This window comes from Agromyces sp. Root1464 (assembly GCF_001427265.1).
Lineage (GTDB): Bacteria > Actinomycetota > Actinomycetes > Actinomycetales > Microbacteriaceae > Agromyces > Agromyces fucosus.
On the sequence record NZ_LMFU01000002.1, the window covers coordinates 185146 to 204461 of the forward strand.

Genomic DNA, 19316 nt, shown 5'->3' on the forward strand with positions numbered 1-19316 from the left:
TCCCGGGGTTCGACTTGAACGATACTCAACGATATATCGCTACGACTCCGGATGGAAGGGGTACGTGTCGGCCAGCCAGGCTTCGGCCTCGCGCGGATGCCGCAGCCGCACGACTTCGAGGTGCGGGCGACGCCGGGCGGCCTCCGCGACGAGCTCGCCTCGCGTGCCATGCGTGTTCCACGCCCAGCGGATGATGTGCTCGGGGTCGCTGAAGATCGTCGTCAACGGCGGCTCGAGGTTGCCGTTCCAGAGCTCCTCGCGCCGCACGCGGCGGCGCACCGTACGGGCGACCACCTGCCGCATCACGCGAGACCGCGAGTAGTCGAGGAAGATCAGCAGCTGGGCGCGGTCGGCGAGCAGTTCACGCGCGGAGTCGTACTGCCACTCGGTCACCCAGCCGGGCTCCGAAGTGAGTGCGTCGACGTCGGCGACGAAGCTCGGCCGCGGCGTCCAGTCCTCGCCATGGAACAGCGCGTCGATCTCGGTGTACGGCACGCCGGCCGCCGCGGCGATCCGCCGCGCGAGTGTCGACTTGCCCGCGCCGCTCGCGCCGGCGACGAGGATGCGCCGGGGTGCATCGTCGTGCGGGGCATCGGCGGCGTGAGGCATCCGTTCACCCTAAACCGGGCCGGTACGACGCTCCAGTCGGGAATACGGCGGGCGAATCATCCGTTCGCATACTTCGTGAGTGAACCCATCAAGATCGACATCTGGTCCGACATCGCGTGCCCGTGGTGCTACATCGGCAAGCGCCACCTCGAGAGCGGCATCGCGTCGCTCGGCGACGACGCCCCCGAGGTCGACATCACGTACCACTCCTTCGAGCTCGCGCCCGACACCCCGGTCGACTTCGAGGGGTCGGAGATCGACTTCCTCGCCAAGCACAAGGGCATGCCCGCCGAGCGCGTGCAGCAGATGCTCGAGCACGTCACGGGCGTCGCGGCGACCGCCGGGCTCGACTACGACTTCGACGCGCTGCAGCACACCAAGACGCTGAAGGCGCACGAGCTGCTGCACTTCGCCAAGGAGCAGGGCCTGCAGCTCGAACTCACCGAACGCCTGCTGCGCGCGTACTTCACCGAGGGCCGCCACGTCGGCCGCATCGACGAACTCGTCGAGCTCGGCGCCGAGGTCGGCCTCGACGCCGATGCGGCACGCGAAGCGCTCGACTCGGGCCGCTACGCAGAAGCCGTGCAGGCCGACATCGCCCAGGCGCAGTCCTACGGCATCAACGGCGTGCCCTTCTTCGTCATCGAGGGCAAGTACGGCATCTCCGGCGCGCAGCCAGCCGAGGTCTTCGCCCAGGCGCTCACACAGGTCGCCGAGGAGCGCGACGGGGCCGCCGCGTGAGCGACGTCGACACCGCGACGACGGATGCCGCTTGGCCCGCGCCGTTCGCCATGATCACGGGCGACCCGTCGGCCATGGTCTGCGAGGGCGACGTCTGCTACATCCCCGGCGCGGCAGCAGGGGAGTAGGCGCTCAGGCGCGCCTCGCCGGTCGAGTAGGCGCCCCAGGCGCCGTATCGAGACCCGTCTGCGAGATCTCGATACGCGCCCTCCTTCATCGGGCGCTCCTCGATCGACGGACCCTACTCGGGGTCGGAGATGTCGGCCACGGTCGCGTCGAACGCGTCGATGAGCCGGTCGGCGTCGACGAAGAGGCTGCGGCCGTGCTCGCCGGCGCCCATCGAGACCCGCCGCCCCGCGATCGAGGCGTCGGCGACGACGGGCCACGCCGTGGTCGAGCCGAGCGGGGTGATCGTGCCGCGCTCGTAGCCGGTCGCGGCGAGCGCGAGCGAGGCGTCGGGCAGCTGCAGCTTGTTCACGCCGACGACGGCGCGCAGCTTCGGCCACGAGATCTTGCGGCCGCCGGGCACGAGGGCGAAGACGAAGGTGCCGTCGCTGCGCTTGACGACGAGTGACTTGACGATGTCGGCGGGCGTGATGCCCATGAGCTTCGCCGCCTCCTCGAGGCTGTTCGCCGCCGGGCGCTCGATGATCTCGACCTCGAGGCCGCGCGCCGCGGCATCCGCTCGCACCCGATCCACGCCCGTGAGCTCCGACATGTCGTCCTCCCCAGCCTCGTCCTGCCGAGAATCCTAGGCGCGCACGGCCGAAGCGGGCGAGCGCGCCCCGATCTCTGGGAGAATCGACGGTGATGTCCTCAACCACCACGCTTCCAACGGGCCCGCTCACGATCGGCGGGCTCGCCCTCGACGTGCCCGTCGTGCTCGCCCCCATGGCCGGCATCACGAACACGGCCTTCCGTCGCCTCTGCCGCGAGTTCGGCGCCGGTCTCTACGTCAGCGAGATGATCACCTCCCGCGCCCTCGTCGAGCGCACGCCCGAGTCGATGCGCCTCATCACGCACCACGAGTCCGAGACGCCGCGTTCGATCCAGCTCTACGGCGTCGACCCGAAGACCGTCTCAGAGGCGGTCACCATGCTCGTGGCCGAAGACCGGGCAGATCACATCGACCTGAACTTCGGATGTCCCGTGCCGAAGGTCACCCGCAAGGGCGGCGGTGCCGCACTGCCGTGGAAGAGCGGGCTCTTCCGCGATATCGTCGAGGGAGCCGTGCGGGCTGCCGGCGACAAGCCGCTCACCATCAAGATGCGCAAGGGCATCGACGCCGACCACCTCACCTACCTCGAGGCCGGTCGCATCGCCGAGGGCGCGGGCGTGGCGGCGGTCGCGCTGCACGCGCGCACGGCGTCCGAGTTCTACTCCGGCGAGGCCGACTGGTCGGCCATCGCGAAGCTCAAAGAGACGGTGACGAGTGTTCCGGTGCTCGGCAACGGCGACATCTGGTCGGCCGAAGACGCGCTGCGCATGGTCGCCGAGACCGGGTGCGACGGCGTCGTCGTCGGGCGCGGATGCCTCGGGCGCCCCTGGCTCTTCGGCGACCTCGCCGCGGCCTTCCGCGGAGAGTCGCAGAGCTTCCACCCGTCGCTCGGGCAGGTCGCGCAGACCTTCCGTCGCCACGCCGAACTCCTCACCGAGTTCTTCGACAGCGAAGAGCGCGGGTGCCGCGACATCCGCAAGCACGTCGCCTGGTACTTCAAGGGCTATCCCGTCGGCGGCGACCTCCGCGCTCGTCTCGCGACGGTGGAGTCGCTCGCCCAGCTCGACGAGCTGCTCGGCACGCTCGACTGGTCGATGCCCTACCCCGGTGAAGGCGCCGAAGGCCCTCGCGGCCGCGCGGGCACGCCGAAGAAGCCGGCGCTGCCAGAGGGGTGGCTCGACTCGCAGGAGCTCGCGGGTCACGACCGCGTGACGCTCGTCGACGCCGAACTCGACACGAGCGGCGGCTGAGCATGCGCGAACCACTCTTCGGCGGCTACGAGGCCACCGACACCGAGCGCTGGCTTCCCGAAGAGCACTCCTCGCGGCGCAGCGACTTCGCGCGCGACCGCGCGAGACTGCTGCATTCGAGCGCGCTCCGGCGTCTCGCGGCGAAGACCCAGGTGCTGAGCCCCACGGCCGGCCTCGACTTCGCCCGCAACCGGCTCACGCACTCGCTCGAGGTCGCGCAGGTCGGCCGCGAGCTCGCCTCGAGCCTCGGCCTCGATCCCGACGTCGTCGACACCGCGTGCCTCGCGCACGACCTCGGTCACCCGCCCTTCGGGCACAACGGCGAGAAGGCGCTGAACACCTGGGCGGCCGACATCGGCGGGTTCGAGGGCAACGCGCAGACGCTGCGCCTGCTCACCCGGCTGGAGCCCAAGGTGTTCGGCCCTGACGGGCGCACCTACGGCCTGAACCTCACGCGTGCGAGCCTCGACGCGAGCTGCAAGTACCCGTGGCCTGAAGAGACGAGCGTCGCCGACCCGTCCGGGCGCGCGAAGTTCGGCTTCTACCAGAGCGACACCGAGGTCTTCCGCTGGCTCCGCGCCGGCGCGCCCGAACGACGGCTCTGCATCGAGGCGCAGGTCATGGACCTCAGCGACGACATCGCCTACTCGGTGCACGACTTCGAAGACGCGATCGTCAACGGCTACATCGACGTCGCCGCCCTCGGCGCACGCGTCGACCACGAGAACCTCGTCACGTCGATGCACGAGTGGGTCGGCGGGTCCGTCACGCACGACGAGCTCATCGCCGCGTTCGACCGCCTCGACTCGCTCGACGGCTGGCTCGACACGTGGAACGGCAGCCGCGTCGACCAGGGGCGCCTCAAGAACCTGACGAGCCAGCTCATCGGCCGGTTCGCACACGCGGCGACCTCGGCGACCCGGTCGGCGTTCCCGCTCGCGAGCCTCATCCGGTTCGACGCCGACGTCATCGTGCCGCGAGAGATCCAGGCCGAGATCGCGGTGCTGAAGGGCATCGTCGCGGCGTACGTCATGTCGAAGAACACGCGCCAGCCGATCTACCACCAGCAGCGCGAGGTGCTCACCACCCTGGCCGACGTGCTCCTCGCAAGCGGTGAGCGGCATCTCGACGCGGGCTTCGCCGAGGACTGGCGCGCCGCCGGCGACGACACCGCTCGCAAGCGCGTCGTCGTCGACCAGGTCGCGAGCCTGACCGACCAGTCGGCGCTCGCCTGGTACGAGCGCCTCGTGCAGCAGTGACGGCACCGCGCAGCAGCACGGCATCGCGCAGCGGCGAAGGCGTGGCGCAGCGGTGACGACGCGTGCGTTCGGCCGCCGACGTCCCGCGGCGAACTAGGATGAGAGCCATGGCGGGCCGAATTCGACAGAGCGATGTCGATGAGGTGAAGGCCCGCACGAACATCGCCGACATCGTGGGCGAGCACGTCAGCCTGAAGTCGGCCGGCGTCGGTTCGATGAAGGGCCTCTGCCCCTTCCACGACGAGCGCAGCCCGAGCTTCCACGTGCGCCCCGGGCTCGGCTACTACCACTGCTTCGGCTGCGGCGAGTCGGGCGACGTCTACTCGTTCCTGCAGCGCATGGACCACGTCTCGTTCACCGAGGCCGTGGAGCGGCTCGCGGGGCGCATCGGCTTCGAGCTGCACTACGAAGACGGCGGCCAGGCGTCCGACCACGGCAACCGTGCCCGCCTCCTCGCCGCCAACCAGGCGGCCGCCGAGTTCTTCGTCGAGCGCCTCAGCGCCCCCGACGCCGAGGTCGGCCGGCGGTTCCTCGGCGAGCGCGGCTTCGACGCCGAGGCCGCGCGTCGTTTCGGCGTGGGCTTCGCGCCCAAGAGCTGGGACGCCCTGACCGACCACCTCAAGGGTCGCGGCTTCACGACCGAAGAGCTGTCCGCATCCGGCCTCGTCTCGCAAGGCGACCGGGGCGTCTACGACCGCTTCCGAGGCCGCCTCGTCTGGCCCATCCGCGACGTCACCGGCCAGACCGTCGGCTTCGGCGCCCGGCGGCTGCTCGACGACGACAAGGGCCCCAAGTACCTGAACACCCCCGAGACCGCGATCTACCACAAGTCGCAAGTGCTCTACGGGCTCGACCTCGCCAAGCGCGACATCTCGAAGACCCATCGTGTCGTGGTCGTCGAGGGGTACACCGACGTCATGGCATGCCATCTCGCCGGCATCACGACGGCGATCGCGACGTGCGGCACCTCGTTCGGCGTCGACCACATCAAGGTGCTGCGCCGGGTGCTCGGCGACGCCTCGGGCGTCGGCGAGGTCGTGTTCACGTTCGACGGCGACGCGGCCGGCCAGCAGGCGGCGATCCGCGCCTTCGGCGAAGAGCAGCGCTTCGCCGCCCAGACCTTCGTCGCCGTCGCGCCCGACGGGCTCGACCCGTGCGACCTGCGCCTGGCACGCGGCGACGCCGCCGTGCGCACCCTCATCGAGTCGCGCACGCCGATGTTCGAATTCGTCATCAAGCACACGCTCGCCCGCTACGACCTCGAGACGGTCGAGGGCCGGGTCGCGGCGCTCCGGGCGGCCGCGCCCGTCGTCGCCGACATCCGCGACCCCGCGCTGCGGCCCGGATACACCCGCGAGCTCGCCCGCATGCTCGGCGTCGAGCTCGGCGAGGTCACGCGCGCGGTGCGCTCGGCCGCGAGCCGGCCCAAGTCGGGGGAATCGGGCAGCGGTCAGGCCGCGGCATCCGGCCCGGCAGGTTCCACCGAGGCGACGGATGCCCCAGAGCGCCCGTTCTCGATCACCCAATTGCCGAGCGACCCAGCGACCCGCCTCGAGCGCGACGCCCTCCAGGCGATGGTGCAGCACCCCGACACGGTCGGCGCCGACCTCCTGCGCCACGCGATCGACTGCCGGTTCGGCAACCCGTCGCTCGCGGTCATCCGAGACGGCATCGCCTCCGTGCTCGCTTCTCCCGACCCGCAGGTGCGCGTCGATCGCGTGGTCGCCGAGGTGCCCGCACCGTTCGCGAGCCTCGTGCAGCAGCTCGCCGTCGCTCCCATGCCGCATCGCAACGAGGCCGAGCTCACCGTCTACGTGCAGGGCGTGGTGGGCGCGCTCGTCGATCGCGAGCTGCTGCGCCAGAAGTCGGAGCTGCTCGGGCGCCTGCAGCGCACCGATCGCACCGACGTCGCCGCATATGCGGCGCTGCAGCGCGCGCTCGTCGAGATCGAGACCGAGCGGCGAGCGCTCAGGGCCGACTGAGCGAATCCGCCGAGCACGGGAACGACGCTCATCGGTTGCGCGTCAGGTTGCAGATCGGTAAACATTCCGCCGTCCTGTGGACGAGCCATGCAGCTTTCATGCCTGGTGTGCTACCTGTTGGGGATACGAAAACGCGTCTGCGCGCAACGCAGCGCGATTGAGTCCTGACAGGAAGAGGTAGACGGATATGACATCCGCATCCAAGAACGGGCGGCGCAGCCTCGTCGCAGTGGCCGGTTTCTCGGCCGCAGCCCTCGCATTCGCGGGCTGCTCGGCCGGCCAGCCGGCCGACGAGGCCTCCGGCAGCTCGATCACCGTCGGCACGACCGACAAGGTGACGACGCTCGACCCGGCCGGCTCGTACGACAACGGCTCGCTCGCCGTGCAGACGCAGGTCTTCCCGTACCTGCTGAACACCGACTACCAGAGCACCGACGTCGTGCCCGACCTCGCCGAGTCGGCCGAGTTCACCTCGCCGACCGAGTACACGGTCACGCTTCCCGAGGGCCTCAAGTGGGCCAACGGCAACGACCTCACGGCCGACGACGTCAAGTTCTCGTTCGACCGCCAGATCGCGATCGCCGACCCCAACGGCGCATCGAGCCTGCTCTACAACCTCGACAGCACCGAGGTCGTCGACGACACGACCGTCGTCTTCCACCTCAAGGCCGAGAACGACCAGGTCTTCCCGCTCATCCTCACGAGCTTCCCGGGCGCCATCGTCGACGACGAGGTGTTCGCGGCCGACGCGCTGACCCCCGACGACGAGATCGTCGCGGCGAACGCGTTCGCAGGTCCGTACACGATCACGAGCTACGACTTCAACACGCTCATCTCGTTCAAGAAGAACCCCGAGTACAAGGGCCTTCTCGCCGAGGCGAAGACCGACACGGTCAACCTGAAGTACTACGCCGAGTCGTCGAACCTGAAGCTCGACGTGCAGGAGGGCGGCATCGACGTCGCCTACCGCAGCCTCTCCGCGACCGACATCGACGACCTCAAGGGCAACGACAAGGTCAACGTGGTCGAGGGCCCCGGCGGCGAGATCCGCTACATCGTCTTCAACTTCGACACGCAGCCGTACGGCGCGAAGACGCCCGAGGCCGACCCGGCCAAGGCGCTCGCCGTCCGCCAGGCCGTCGCCGACCTCATCGACCGCGATGAGCTCGCCGACCAGGTCTACAAGGGCACCTACACGCCGCTGTACTCCTACGTTCCCGCCGGCCTCGCCGGTGCGATCGAGCCGCTGGTCGAGATGTACGGCGACGGTTCGGGTGCGCCCGACGCCGACAAGGCCGCCGAGCGTCTCACGGCTGCCGGCGTGACCACCCCGGTCGAGCTGAACCTGCAGTACTCGAACGACCACTACGGCCCCTCGTCGGCCGATGAGTACGCACTCATCAAGGACCAGCTCGAGTCGACCGGCCTGTTCACGGTCAACCTGCAGACCACCGAGTGGGTGCAGTACTCCGAGGACCGCACGTCCGACGTGTACCCGGCCTACCAGCTGGGCTGGTTCCCCGACTACTCGGACGCCGACAACTACGTCACGCCGTTCTTCCTGATCGAGAACTTCCTCTCGAACCACTACGTGAACCAGGAAGTCAACGACCTGATCATCGAGCAGGCGTCGACGCTCGACCCGGCGGCCCGTACCGCGCTCATCGAGGAGATCCAGCAGAAGGTGGCGGCCGACCTGTCGACCGTGCCGTACCTGCAGGGCGCCCAGGTCGCCGTGACCGGCACCGACGTGGAGGGTGCCGACCAGACGCTCGACGCTTCGTTCAAGTTCCGCTACGCGGCGCTGTCGAAGGGCTGAGCCGACTGAACGGCTAGAGTCACTTCTACGCAAGGAACGGATGGCCCGCTCTCCGGAGCGGGCCATCCGCATTCGAGCCTCACCCGATTGGCGAACATTGACCTCAACGACGACGGCGCCCGCCAGTAGCGCGTCCCCCGCAAAACGGAGACCACCCAGATCCTCCGGTGGCGGCCTCGGCCGCTACATCATCGTGCGGGCCCTCCTCATCATCCCGACGGTGTTCATCCTCGTCACCCTCGTCTTCGTGCTCATGCGCTCGACGGGCGACCCGATCACCGCGAAACTCGGCGGCCAGCTCCCGGCCGACCAGCTCGCCGAGCGCATCCACGCGGCCGGCTACGACCGCCCGATCATCGTGCAGTACCTCGAGTACCTCGGCCAGATCGCCACGGGCAACTTCGGCACCACGCTGACCGACAACCGACCGGTCACCGAGATCCTCGTCACCTATGGCGCCGCGACCCTCGAGCTCGCGTTCTACGCCCTCATCGTCGCCTTCGTCGTCGGCATCCCGTTCGGCCTCATCGCCGCGTACTTCCGCGACAAGGGGCAGGATGCCTCGCTGCGCGTGTTCGCCATCCTCTGCTACGCCACCCCGGTCTTCTTCTCGGGCCTGCTGTTGAAGCTCGTCTTCTCGGTGTGGCTCGGTTGGCTGCCGGTCTCGGGTCGAGCCTCGGTCGGTGCGCAGCTCCAGATGGAGCTGCTGCCGAACAAGACGGGCCTCTACACGATCGACGCGATCATGACCGGCAATCCCGCGGTGCTCGGCGACGTGCTCGCCCACGCGGTGCTTCCCGCCATCGCGCTCGGCCTGCTCACCGCGGGCGTGTTCCTCCGGCTCGTCCGCACGAACGTCATCGGCACGCTCTCGACCGACTACGTCGACGCCGCGCGTTCGCGCGGCGTGAGCGAGTACCGGCTCGTGCGCAAGCACGCGTACCGCCCAGCGCTCATCCCGATCATCACGGTCATCGGCCTGCAGATCGCGCTGCTCCTCGGCGGCGCGGTGCTCACCGAGACGACCTTCGAGTGGAAGGGCCTCGGGTTCATGCTCTCCGAGTACCTCCAGGCGCGCGACTTCGTCGCGGTGCAGGGCATCGTGGCCCTCCTCGCTGTGATCGTGGCGCTCACCAACTTCATCGTCGACATCATCGCGGCGCTCATCGACCCGAGGGTGAGGTACTGACATGTCGACCGACACCGTCATCCAGCCGCCGAGGCGGCGCCTGCGCGACCGCCTTCCCGTCGTGCACCAGTTGCGCCAGAGCGTCGGCCTCCAGCGGGGCATGCTCGTCGCAGGCCTCGTGCTCACTGGGCTCTTCGTGCTCGTCGCGATCTTCGCACCGCTCATCGCCCCGTTCGGCTTCGCGCAGTTGCGCGACCTCGAGGGCCCCTTCGGCAGCCAGCAGCCGCCGTCGGCCGACCACCTCTTCGGCACGACGGTCGGCGGCTACGACGTGCTCTCCCGCGTGCTGTGGGGTGCGCAGACCGCCCTGTACGTCATCGTCATCGCGGTGCTCCTGTCGCTGTTCGCTGGCGTTTTGCTCGGCCTCGTATCGGGCTACTTCGGCGGCTGGCTCGACCGTGTGCTCGTGGTGGTGTGCGACGCGATCTACGCGTTCCCGTCGCTGCTGCTCGCGATCGTGATGGCGATCGTCATCTCGGGCGGCCAGTCCAACCTCTGGGGCGGTGTCTTCGCGGCGGCGATCTCGATCACGGTCGTGTTCATCCCGCAGTACTTCCGGGTGATCCGCGCCGAGACCGTACGCATCAAGGCCGAGGCGTACGTCGAGTCGGCCAAGGTGCTCGGGGCCTCGAACGCCCGGGTCATGTTCCGCCACGTGCTGCGCAACGCCACCCGCACCCTGCCGCTGATCTTCACGCTGAACGCGTCCGAGGCGATCCTGACCCTCGCGGGCCTCGGCTTCCTCGGCTTCGGCATCGAGCCGACGGCCGCGGCGGAGTGGGGCTACGACCTCAACAAGGCGCTCTCCGACGTGTCGAGCGGCATCTGGTGGACGGCGCTCTACCCGGGCCTCGCGATCGTGCTCGTGGTGCTCGGCATCACGCTCGTCGGCGAGAGCCTGAACGACCTCGCCGACCCGCGCCTGCGCGGCCGTCGTCGCGTCGCACAGGCCTCCGGCATCGTTGCGGAGACCTCCGTCGTCCCCGGCGGCACGCTGACCGCGGGTCCCGGAGGGCTCGGCGGTCTCGAAGACGGCGAATCATTCGACGAACACGGAATCGGGGTCCGCTCATGAGCACGGTCGTCAACATCGAGCGGCTCGGCGTCTCATTCGCCACCGACGCCGGCGCGGTCAAGGCCGTCGACGACGTCTCGCTGAAGGTCGAGCGCGGCGAGGTGCTCGCGATCGTCGGCGAGTCGGGATCCGGCAAGACCGTCACCGCGAAGACGATCCTCGGTCTCCTGCCCGAGACGGCCACCACGAACGGTGCCGTCATCCTCTCCAACAAGGCCGGCACCTCCGAGAGTGACGTCATCTCCCTCTCGAAGAAGCAGCTGCGAGCCGTCAGGGGCACGGATGTCGCGATGGTGTTCCAGGAGCCCTCGAGCGCCCTGAACCCCGTGTACACCGTCGGCTGGCAGATCATCGAGGGTCTCCGTGCCCACACGTCGATCTCGACGAAGGACGCACGGGCGAAGGCGATCGAGATCCTCGGCCGGGTCGGCATCCCCGACCCCGAGCACCGGGTCGACCACTACCCGCACCAGTTCTCGGGCGGCCAGAAGCAGCGCATCGTCATCGCCATGGCGCTCGTGCTCGATCCCGGCCTGATCGTGGCCGACGAGCCCACCACGGCGCTCGACGTGACCGTGCAGGCCGAGATCCTCGATCTGCTCCGCCGTTGCCGCGACGAGTTCGGCATGGGCATCGTGCTCATCACGCACAACATGGGCGTCGTCGCCGATCTCGCCGACCGAGTGGCCGTGATGTACCAGGGCAAGGTCGTCGAAGAGGCCGATGCCAAGACCCTCTTCGCCTCGCCGAAGGCCGACTACACGAAGGCGTTGCTCGCCGCGGTGCCCTACGTCGGCACCGGCACCGCGAGCGCGATCGAACGCGCGGCGAAGCGACCGGCCGACTGGCTCGAGCAGGCGCCCGTAGTCGAGGCATCCGGTCTCGAGATCGTCTATCCGGGCCGCTTCGGCAAGCCCGGGTTCCAGGCCGTCGGCGGCGTCGACTTCGTCATCCGCCCGGGCGAAGTGCTCGGGCTCGTGGGGGAGTCCGGCTCGGGCAAGACCACCATCGGTCGTGCCATCGCGGGACTGGCGAAGGTCACCGGCGGTTCGCTGCGCGTGCTCGGCCACGAGATGAACGGCGTGCGGGAGCGCGAGTTCCGGCCGTTGCGCAGTCGCATCGGCTTCGTCTTCCAAGACCCGGCGTCGAGCTTCAATCCGCTGCTGACGATCGCCGAATGCGTCGCCGAGCCCCTCGTCATCCACGGCAGGGCTTCGAACCCCGCTGCAGCGCGCAAGCGGGTCGACGAGCTGCTCGAGGCGGTGCAGCTGCCGAAGGCCTACGGCGACCGCTACCCGCACGAGCTGTCGGGCGGGCAGCGCCAGCGCGCGAGCCTCGCCCGGTCGCTCGCGCTCGAGCCCGAACTGCTCATTGCCGACGAGCCGACCTCTGCGCTTGACGTCTCGGTGCAGGCCCGCGTGCTCGAGCTCTTCGCCGAGCTCCAGCGCGAGTTCGGCTTCGCCTCGCTCTTCATCAGCCACGATCTCGCCGTCGTCGACATCCTCGCCGACCGCATCGCGGTGCTCTACCGCGGTTCGCTCGTGGAAGAGGGCACGGGTGCCGAGGTGCTCGGTGCACCGAAGGATCCGTACACGCAGCGACTCCTCGCGTCGTTGCCGGTCCCCGACCCGGTCGCCCAGGCGGAGCGTCGCGAAGAACTCCGGCGACTCCGGGAGGCGGTGTGATGCGTGGCGCCGCCCACGGCTATCCGATCGTGCTCGACGACCTGTCGGTCGAGTATCCGGCCCGTGGCCCGAGTCCGGCGCACGTCGCCCTGCACGGCCTGAGCTTCTCCGTCGCGCCGGGCGAGGTGCTCGGCCTGCTCGGCAGCGCTGGCAGCGGCAAGAGCACCCTCGCGCGGCTGCTCGCAGGCGTCGCGCTCGACGCCCGCGCATCCGAGGGCCGGCCGCTCATCACCGGCGGCGACGCCACCGTGCTCGGGCAGTCGCTGCGCGGCATCCCGAAGCGGAAGCTGCCCGAGTACCAGTTCCATGTCGGCTACCTGCCGCAGGACGCGGCGTCGACCCTGCCCGCCGATCGCACGGTCGCCGAGATCATCGGCGAGCCGATCCTCGAGCGCGACCACCGCTACAACGCGCGCGCCCTCGCGACCCGGGTCGCGACCATGCTCGACGGCGTGCGCCTGCCGCTCGGCAAGCTCGAGATGTACCCGTACGAACTGTCGGGCGGGCAGCGGCAGCGGGTGGCGCTGGCCCGCGCACTCGTGCTCGGGCCATCGGTGCTCATCGCCGACGAGCCCACCGCCGGCATCGACCTCACCGTGCGCGACGTCGTGGCGCAGCTGATCGGCGAGCTGCAGCGCGAGCACACGTTCTCGGCCGTCATCATCAGCCACGACCTGCCGGTGCTGCGCAGTACCGCGAAGCGCGTCGCGGTGCTCGATCGCGGTCGGCTCGTCGCCATCGGCACGATCGACGAGGTGCTCGACGACCCGCAGCATCCGTACGTGAAGGCCCTCGCGGGCGCGCTCGATGCCGGTCATGCCGTGATCGACGACCTCGATCTGGGTCCTTCGGTATGACGGATGCCGCGGCGCCTGCGCTGCGCGCACGGCATCGCGTCGTGCCCGGCGCACCAGGTGCGCGCCGCGCGGCGGTCACGCCGGTCGAAGCGGGTCCGATCGCGATCCTGCCATCGGCCGAGCCTGCCTTCGTCGCCGCCGTCGAGCGCGCCGGGGGAGTCGTCGCCCCGCTGACGGCCGCGACGCGCGGAATCGTGTGGACTGCGGCATCCGGCAGCGAAGATCTCGCGCGCGTGCTCGACGAGCACCCGTCGGTCGCGTGGCTGCAGTTGCCGTGGGCGGGCGTCGATGCGTTCGCCGGCCTCATCGGGCGTGCGGCCGGCGACGGGCGCGTGTGGACGAGTGCGAAGGGCGCCTACGCGCAGCCCGTCGCCGAGCACGCCCTCATGCTCGTGCTCGCGGTGCTCCGGGAGCTCCCACGACGTGTGCGCGCGACGTCGTGGCATGTCGACGAGGTCGGCCGCACGCTCTACGGTGCGAACGTCGTCATCGTCGGCGCCGGCGGCATCGCCGTCGAACTGCTGCGTCTGCTCGCTCCGTTCGGTGCGCGCGTGACGATCGTGCGGCGCAGCGCAGAGCCCGTGGTCGGCGCCGAACGCACGCTGCCGACCACGCGACTCGGCGAGGCACTCGACGACGCCGACGTGGTGGTGCTTGCCGCGGCGCTCACCGGCGACTCACGCGGCCTGATCGCAGCGGCAGAGCTGCAGCGGATGCCTCGTGGCGCCGTGCTCGTGAACGTGGCACGAGGCGGTCTCATCGACACCGGGGCGCTCGTGGAGGCGCTGGAGTCGGGCCATCTCGGCGGGGCAGGGCTCGACGTCACCGACCCCGAACCGCTGCCCACGGGGCATCCGCTCTGGCAGGCGCCCAACTGCATCGTGACGCCGCACGTGGCCGACACCGAGGAGATGACCGTGCCGCTCTTCGGCGAGCGCATCGCGCACAACGTGCGCGCGTTCCTCGGCGACGGCGACTTCGAGGGCCGGATCGATCCGGTCGCAGGCTACTGAGGTCCGTGCGGTCGCGTTCTGCATTGTCGAGGCGGCCTCGGATTGGGAGTCGGGCGAACCTTTTGCTAGAGTATCCATCGCTGAACAAGCGATCCTCCATAGCTCAATTGGCAGAGCAATCGGCTGTTAACCGGTAGGTTCTTGGTTCGAGTCCAAGTGGGGGAGCATTCGCGGCCCGGTCTCTTCGGAGGCCGGGCCGTTTCCGTCTCCGCCCCTCCCGTGGTGGCCTCACGCCGGTGCGACGAGATCCTTGGCCATCCAGTGGTCGGCGTACGGACCATCGCTGAACGCGGGTACCTCGCGGTAGCCGGCGCGACGATACAGCCGCTGCGCTTCGACGAGGTCGCCGCGCACCTCGAGCCGCATGCGTCGCACCCCGTGCTGCTCCGCCAGGCGCTCGACCTCACCGATGAGTGCTGCCCCGACACCTCGGCCGCGCGCCTCCGCCGTGATGAAGACCCGGGTGAGTTCACCGATCTCGGCGCTGACGTACCGCACGCCGGCGCATCCGAGCACCTGGTCGGCGTCGAGTGCGAGGACGAAGGCTCCGGTGCCGCCCTGCAGGTCGTCGCTCGGCTCATCGGCGAGCGTCTCCTCGATCTCGGCGGCCGTCGCGGGGCGCCCGTGGTACCGGCCGATGATGTCGTCGTAGTAGCGGCGGAGGATCAGGCGCGAGGCCTCGGTCGTCGGGTCGGCGTGAACGAAGGTGAGCACTCGCCAACGTTAGCCGAGGCCCCTCGAGCAGGCTTCGGGCCCGCCGCGCCCCGATATTCTGGTGGACGGAACAGGAGGGTCTGTGGACGAGCGCACCGCTGCCGACGCATCCGCCGCCGGCGACGGCGACGACGTTGCTGCCGAGCGCTCGACGGCGGTCCGCGACAGCCTGGCCGTCGGCCTCGCGACCGCCATCTACGGCATCTCCTTCGGCGCACTCGCGGTGGCGGCGGGCCTCGACATCTGGCAGACCTGCTTCCTCAGCCTCGTGATGTTCACGGGCGGATCGCAATTCGCGCTCGTGGGCGTGCTCGCAAGCGGTGGAGTCGCGGCCGGATGGTCGGCAATCGCGACCGCGGCGATGCTCGGCATCCGCAACGTCGTCTACGGCATGCGCATGAAGCCGATCGTCGACGACGTCGATCCGGCCACCGGGCGAGGCAGCATCTGGCGACGCGTCGCTGCGGCGTGGGTCACGATCGACGAGTCGACGGCGGTCGCGCTCGCACAGCCGAACGATCGGGCGGCGCGCATCGGCTTCTGGGTGACGGGCATCACGATCTTCGTCGGCTGGAACCTGACGACGCTCGCGGGTGCCCTCATCGGCGACGCGATCGGCGACACGCGGGCGTGGGGGCTGGATGCCGCGGCCGCTGCGGCCTTCCTCGGACTCCTGTGGCCGCGTCTCAAGCGATTCCAGGCGGGCGCCGTCGCGGTGGCGGCGGCGGTCGTCGCGACGCTCACCACGCCGGTGCTCATGCCCGGCCTCCCGGTGCTGGTGGCGGCCGTGGTCGCGGTCGTCGTCGGCTGGTTCAACCTGTTCGATCGGCGGCGTGCATCGTGACCACGTGGCACATCATCCTCATCGCCAGTGCGGCGACCCTGGCACTCAAGCTCGTCGGGCACCTCGTGCCGGCCGGCTTCCTCGAGCGCGAGCGCCCGGCACGCATCGCCGACCTGCTGACGGTCGCACTGCTCGCCGCGCTCATCGCGGTGCAGACCCTCGGTGCCGGCCAGGAGATCGTGGTCGACGCGCGGGTTCCCGCGGTGATCGTCGCGGCCGCGCTCTACGCGCTCAGGGTGCCGTTCATCGTCGTCGTGGCGGTCGCGGCGCTCGTCGCCGCCGGCATTCGCGCCCTCGCATGAACCGGCGCCGCGCGGCATCCGCTGATCGGGGGCCGCTCAGGCCTCGAGCTCGTCGACGCCCGGCATCCACTGCGCACCGGGCTTGCCCCAGCCGAGCTTGCGGGTGATCTTCGCGACGATGCGCTGATCGCGCTCACCGAGACGGTCGGTGTAGAGCGTGCCGTCGAGGTGGTCGTACTCGTGCTGGAAGATGCGTGCGAGCCACCCCTCGGCCGTGATCTCGAATCGCTCCCCGTCGAGGTCGGTCGCGCGGAGGATCGCGCGTTCGGCGCGTCGAAGCCCGAACCGCTCGCCCGGGAACGAGAGGCAGCCCTCCTCCTCGTCGATGTCGGGCTCGCCTGCCGGCGGCGGGGAGATCCAGAGCTCGGGGTTGATCGCCACGCCGCGCCACCGCGTGCCGTCTTCTTCGACCCATCCGTAGGTGAAGAGCCGGAGCCCCACGCCGACCTGCGGGCCGGCCAGCCCGACGCCCGGAGCGGCATCCATCGTCTCGAACATGTCCGCCACGAGGGTGCGGATCTCGTCGTCGATCTCCTCGATCGGGAGGGCGGGGGAATGCAGCACCGGGTCACCGGTGATTCGAATGGGGAGCACGGCCATTCGGCAAGGATATCCGGCACGGACCGGGTAGGGTCGATGCGTGGAACCGGACCTGAGCGACCTCACCGAGCAGATCGCACTCGACCCCACCCAGTTCATCGGGATCCCGCTGGCCCTCGTCGGCGCGGTGTTCCTCTCCCTCGGCGCGCAGTTCCAGCACCGAGGCGTGGTCAAGGTCGAGTCGCGCACCGTCGACAGCTTCGGCAAAGGGCTGAACTTCAAGCAACTCGCGCTGCTCCTCGCGCGGCCCTCGTGGGTCATCGGCACGGTCATGCTCGGCCTCGCGATCGTCTTCCAACTGTCGAGCCTCTACTTCGCGCCGCTCATCGTGGTGCAGCCGCTCGGCGCCATCGCGCTCGTCATCACCTCGATCCTCAACTCCCGCATCAACCACGTGAAGTTGAACCGCAAGTCGATCACGGCCATCGTGATGTGCGTGGGCGGCGTGTTCCTCTTCGTCGGCGTCGCCGCGTTCACGGCCGTCGACAAGCCGGTCACCGACAAGCAGCTCGTCACGATCCTGATCATCCTCGCCGTCGTGCTCGCGGCCGCCGGTGTCACGTTCGCACTCTTCCGCCAGCACATCCGCGCGATCTACTACGTCATCATGGCCGGCGTGCTCTACGGCTTCGTGGCCACGCTCGCCAAGGTCGTCATCGGGCGGGTGGAGCAGGGGGAGTTCGAGTGGCTGACCACCCTCTGCGTGATCGGGCTGCTCGGTGCCGCCGCGCTGGGCGCCTACTTCGTTCAGAACGCGTATGCCTCCGGACCGCCCGACCTGGTCATCGCCGGACTGACGGTCGTCGATCCCATGGTCGCCGTCGCGATCGGCATCGCGGTGCTCGGCGAGGCGTCGCAGGCGCCGCTCTGGGCGATCGGCGTCTTCATCGTCGCGGGCGTCATCGCGGTGTGGGGCGTCTTCCAACTCGCACGGAACCACCCGCAGACGCGCCTGTGAGCTGAGCGACGACGGCTCCGGCGACATGCGTGCACAGGGGAGCATCCGGTGCGCTGCGTAGACTATCGTCGGATTCAGTCCGCGCGTCGAGCCGCCTATCGCAGCGCCCCGATGCCCCGACGAGGGCCGATCGCCCTCGATCCCTTGAAATGGTGAGGAACAACCCCACGTGTCAGACACCCCCGGTGCGAGTGGTCCCGGCACCGCCGGAGCCGAGACCGAACGACGGCTCACGGTACTGATCGGCGCCGACACCTTCGCCCCCAACGTCAACGGTGCCGCGCGCTTCGCCGAGCGCCTCGCGGCAGGTCTCGCCGAACGCGGCCATGACGTGCACGTCATGGCCCCCGCCGGAAACCGCAAGCACGGCACCTGGAAGGAGGTGCACGAGGGTCAGGAGATCACCGCGCACCGCCTGCGCAGCTGGCGCTGGTACCCGCACGACTGGCTGCGATTCGCGCTGCCGTGGCGCATCCGGCAGAACAGCGCCAAGGTCATCGACCAGGTCAAGCCCGACGTCGTGCACTTCCAGTCGCACATCATCACCGGCCGCGGCCTCTCGGTCGAGGCCCAGAAGCGCGGCATCCGCATCATCGGCACCAACCACTTCATGCCCGAGAACATGCTCGAGTTCACCCTGCTGCCCGCAGGGTGGCAGGAGTGGGCCGTCGGTCTCGCCTGGAAGGCGGCGGGCCGTACCTTCGGCCGCGCCGAGGCCGTGACGACACCGACCCGCAAGGCCGCGCAGTTCCTCGAGAAGCACACCGGTCTCGTCGGCGTGCACGCGATCTCGTGCGGCATCGATGCGCACAAGTACTCGCCCAACTGGGAGCCCCGCACCGAGAACCGCATCCTCTTCGTCGGCCGCGTGACCGGCGAGAAGCAGATCGACGTGCTGCTGCGCGCCCTCACGCTGCTGCCGAAGGAGCTCGACGCCAAGGTCGAGATCGTCGGCGGCGGCGATCAGAAGAAGCACCTCGAGCACCTGGCGGTCGAACTCGGCATCGCCGACCGGGTGAAGTTCACGGGTTACGTGACCGACGACGAACTCCGCGAGGCCTACCACCGCGCGTCGGTGCTCGCGATGCCCTCGATCGCCGAGCTGCAGAGCATCGTGACCATGGAGGCCATGGCCTCGGCGCTGCCCGTCGTGGCGGCGAACGCGATGGCGCTGCCGCATCTCGTGCACGACGGCGAGAACGGCTACCTCTTCGAGCCGAGCAACGCCGAAGACCTCGCCGCGAAGCTGCGCATCGTGCTCGAGGCCTCGCCGGCCGAGTACCGCGCGCTGAAGGAGGGGTCGATCCGGCTCATCGCCGCACACGACATCCAGCGCACCATCTCGACGTTCGAGAGTCTGTATCGTGGGAAGCCGGTGACCGATCCGGTCACCGACGTCGCGCCGGCTGCCACTCCAGAGTGACCCGGCGTGCGGGGCGGTAGCTCAGCTGGTCAGAGCAGTGGACTCATAATCCATCGGTCACGGGTTCAAGTCCCGTCCGCCCTACAAATGGCTTCTGATCTGGGGTTATGTTGATGAAGAAGCATGCATTCGGCGGAATGTGAACCCAATCCCGTACGCGGCGAGGGTACACGAATGACCTCGATTCGACGCGTCAAGGCGCGCTGTACCTAGAGTCAAATGCGCCCACCTCGAACAAAAGGTGCGGTCGGAACGATCAGAACCGGCGTTGCCGGGAT

The 19316-nt window shown here is 69.5% G+C and carries 19 protein-coding genes and 2 tRNA genes; 17 read left to right on the top strand and 4 right to left on the bottom strand.

The window, feature by feature from the left end; genetic code table 11:
- Nucleotides 1-39: 39 nt before the first annotated feature.
- On the bottom strand, nucleotides 40-609 hold the full coding sequence (locus ASD23_RS06700) for an AAA family ATPase (RefSeq protein WP_056008465.1): 570 nt from the start codon (nucleotides 607-609) through the stop codon (nucleotides 40-42).
- Nucleotides 610-684: 75 nt separating this feature from the next.
- Here ASD23_RS06700 and ASD23_RS06705 point away from each other — a divergent pair, with 75 nt between their 5' ends.
- Together ASD23_RS06705 and ASD23_RS19385 are read left to right on the top strand one after the other, a co-directional pair.
- Nucleotides 685-1350, top strand: coding sequence for a DsbA family oxidoreductase (locus ASD23_RS06705; protein ID WP_056008468.1), 666 nt, complete (start codon nucleotides 685-687; stop codon nucleotides 1348-1350).
- Entirely contained in the window at nucleotides 1347-1478 is a 132-nt protein-coding gene (locus tag ASD23_RS19385; RefSeq protein ID WP_268753196.1) for a hypothetical protein, read from the top strand. The genes ASD23_RS06705 and ASD23_RS19385 overlap by 4 nt, the downstream gene beginning before the upstream one ends.
- A gap of 113 nt (nucleotides 1479-1591) precedes the next feature.
- Here the strand turns inward: ASD23_RS19385 and ASD23_RS06710 are convergent, their stop codons facing one another.
- The gene (locus ASD23_RS06710; RefSeq protein WP_056008471.1) at nucleotides 1592-2068 is read right to left on the bottom strand and encodes an aminoacyl-tRNA deacylase; all 477 of its coding nucleotides are present in this window, start codon (nucleotides 2066-2068) and stop codon (nucleotides 1592-1594) included.
- 92 nt (nucleotides 2069-2160) lie between these two features.
- Here ASD23_RS06710 and dusB point away from each other — a divergent pair, with 92 nt between their 5' ends.
- The 10 genes from dusB to ASD23_RS06760 all read left to right on the top strand — a co-directional run bounded on the left by dusB (nucleotide 2161) and on the right by ASD23_RS06760 (nucleotide 14362).
- Nucleotides 2161-3318, top strand: a complete 1158-nt coding sequence (gene dusB / locus ASD23_RS06715) for a tRNA dihydrouridine synthase DusB (RefSeq protein WP_056008474.1) — start codon at nucleotides 2161-2163, stop codon at nucleotides 3316-3318.
- A 2-nt stretch (nucleotides 3319-3320) separates the two neighbouring features.
- Nucleotides 3321-4577 (top strand): deoxyguanosinetriphosphate triphosphohydrolase, encoded by a 1257-nt coding sequence (locus ASD23_RS06720; RefSeq protein WP_056008477.1) that lies wholly within the window; start codon nucleotides 3321-3323, stop codon nucleotides 4575-4577.
- Nucleotides 4578-4684: 107 nt separating this feature from the next.
- Complete coding sequence (gene dnaG, locus ASD23_RS06725) at nucleotides 4685-6559, top strand: DNA primase (RefSeq protein ID WP_056008480.1); 1875 nt, start codon at nucleotides 4685-4687, stop codon at nucleotides 6557-6559.
- 187 nt (nucleotides 6560-6746) lie between these two features.
- Nucleotides 6747-8378, top strand: a complete 1632-nt coding sequence (locus tag ASD23_RS06730) for an ABC transporter substrate-binding protein (RefSeq protein ID WP_056008483.1) — start codon at nucleotides 6747-6749, stop codon at nucleotides 8376-8378.
- Between the two features lie 97 nt (nucleotides 8379-8475).
- Nucleotides 8476-9567 (top strand): ABC transporter permease, encoded by a 1092-nt coding sequence (locus ASD23_RS06735; RefSeq protein WP_056008486.1) that lies wholly within the window; start codon nucleotides 8476-8478, stop codon nucleotides 9565-9567.
- 1 nt (nucleotide 9568) lies between these two features.
- On the top strand, nucleotides 9569-10642 hold the full coding sequence (locus ASD23_RS06740; protein ID WP_056008489.1) for an ABC transporter permease: 1074 nt from the start codon (nucleotides 9569-9571) through the stop codon (nucleotides 10640-10642).
- The gene (locus ASD23_RS06745; protein WP_056008492.1) at nucleotides 10639-12327 is read left to right on the top strand and encodes a dipeptide ABC transporter ATP-binding protein; all 1689 of its coding nucleotides are present in this window, start codon (nucleotides 10639-10641) and stop codon (nucleotides 12325-12327) included. The genes ASD23_RS06740 and ASD23_RS06745 overlap by 4 nt, the downstream gene beginning before the upstream one ends.
- On the top strand, nucleotides 12327-13184 hold the full coding sequence (locus ASD23_RS06750) for an ATP-binding cassette domain-containing protein (RefSeq protein WP_056008496.1): 858 nt from the start codon (nucleotides 12327-12329) through the stop codon (nucleotides 13182-13184). The genes ASD23_RS06745 and ASD23_RS06750 overlap by 1 nt, the downstream gene beginning before the upstream one ends.
- A complete protein-coding gene (locus tag ASD23_RS06755) occupies nucleotides 13181-14197 on the top strand; it encodes a D-isomer specific 2-hydroxyacid dehydrogenase family protein (protein WP_082571285.1) in 1017 nt (338 codons plus the stop codon). Before ASD23_RS06750 ends, ASD23_RS06755 begins: the two co-directional genes overlap by 4 nt.
- Before the next feature lie 92 nt (nucleotides 14198-14289).
- Nucleotides 14290-14362: transfer RNA gene (locus tag ASD23_RS06760), tRNA-Asn, on the top strand.
- Between the two features lie 63 nt (nucleotides 14363-14425).
- Here the strand turns inward: ASD23_RS06760 and ASD23_RS06765 are convergent.
- Complete coding sequence (locus ASD23_RS06765; RefSeq protein WP_056008499.1) at nucleotides 14426-14911, bottom strand: GNAT family N-acetyltransferase; 486 nt, start codon at nucleotides 14909-14911, stop codon at nucleotides 14426-14428.
- An 82-nt stretch (nucleotides 14912-14993) separates the two neighbouring features.
- Between ASD23_RS06765 and ASD23_RS06770 the strand changes: the two genes are divergently transcribed.
- Complete coding sequence (locus ASD23_RS06770; protein WP_082571286.1) at nucleotides 14994-15755, top strand: AzlC family ABC transporter permease; 762 nt, start codon at nucleotides 14994-14996, stop codon at nucleotides 15753-15755.
- Nucleotides 15752-16057: an AzlD domain-containing protein gene (locus ASD23_RS06775; protein ID WP_056008502.1), complete on the top strand. Its 306-nt coding sequence runs from the start codon at nucleotides 15752-15754 to the stop codon at nucleotides 16055-16057. The genes ASD23_RS06770 and ASD23_RS06775 overlap by 4 nt, the downstream gene beginning before the upstream one ends.
- A gap of 36 nt (nucleotides 16058-16093) precedes the next feature.
- On the opposite strand, the gene def is transcribed toward ASD23_RS06775, so the two are convergent.
- Nucleotides 16094-16657 (bottom strand): peptide deformylase, encoded by a 564-nt coding sequence (gene def, locus ASD23_RS06780; protein WP_056008505.1) that lies wholly within the window; start codon nucleotides 16655-16657, stop codon nucleotides 16094-16096.
- 40 nt (nucleotides 16658-16697) lie between these two features.
- On the opposite strand from def, the gene ASD23_RS06785 reads away from it, so the two are divergent.
- The 3 genes from ASD23_RS06785 (at nucleotide 16698) to ASD23_RS06795 (ending at nucleotide 19122) form a co-directional block, all read left to right on the top strand.
- Complete coding sequence (locus tag ASD23_RS06785; RefSeq protein ID WP_056008508.1) at nucleotides 16698-17615, top strand: DMT family transporter; 918 nt, start codon at nucleotides 16698-16700, stop codon at nucleotides 17613-17615.
- A gap of 169 nt (nucleotides 17616-17784) precedes the next feature.
- Nucleotides 17785-19038: a glycosyltransferase gene (locus ASD23_RS06790; RefSeq protein WP_056008515.1), complete on the top strand. Its 1254-nt coding sequence runs from the start codon at nucleotides 17785-17787 to the stop codon at nucleotides 19036-19038.
- A gap of 10 nt (nucleotides 19039-19048) precedes the next feature.
- A tRNA-Ile gene (locus tag ASD23_RS06795) sits at nucleotides 19049-19122 on the top strand.
- Nucleotides 19123-19316: the final 194 nt, after the last annotated feature.

Coding starts and splice junctions, on each gene's coding strand:
- def (WP_056008505.1), bottom strand. CDS start 16,657: ATGGCCGTGCTCCCCATTCGAATCACCGGTGACCCGGTGCTGCATTCC.
- ASD23_RS06755 (WP_082571285.1), top strand. CDS start 13,181: ATGACGGATGCCGCGGCGCCTGCGCTGCGCGCACGGCATCGCGTCGTG.
- ASD23_RS06700 (WP_056008465.1), bottom strand. CDS start 609: ATGCCTCACGCCGCCGATGCCCCGCACGACGATGCACCCCGGCGCATC.
- dusB (WP_056008474.1), top strand. CDS start 2,161: ATGTCCTCAACCACCACGCTTCCAACGGGCCCGCTCACGATCGGCGGG.
- ASD23_RS06745 (WP_056008492.1), top strand. CDS start 10,639: ATGAGCACGGTCGTCAACATCGAGCGGCTCGGCGTCTCATTCGCCACC.
- ASD23_RS06720 (WP_056008477.1), top strand. CDS start 3,321: ATGCGCGAACCACTCTTCGGCGGCTACGAGGCCACCGACACCGAGCGC.
- ASD23_RS06740 (WP_056008489.1), top strand. CDS start 9,569: ATGTCGACCGACACCGTCATCCAGCCGCCGAGGCGGCGCCTGCGCGAC.
- ASD23_RS06710 (WP_056008471.1), bottom strand. CDS start 2,068: ATGTCGGAGCTCACGGGCGTGGATCGGGTGCGAGCGGATGCCGCGGCG.
- ASD23_RS06730 (WP_056008483.1), top strand. CDS start 6,747: ATGACATCCGCATCCAAGAACGGGCGGCGCAGCCTCGTCGCAGTGGCC.
- ASD23_RS06750 (WP_056008496.1), top strand. CDS start 12,327: ATGCGTGGCGCCGCCCACGGCTATCCGATCGTGCTCGACGACCTGTCG.
- dnaG (WP_056008480.1), top strand. CDS start 4,685: ATGGCGGGCCGAATTCGACAGAGCGATGTCGATGAGGTGAAGGCCCGC.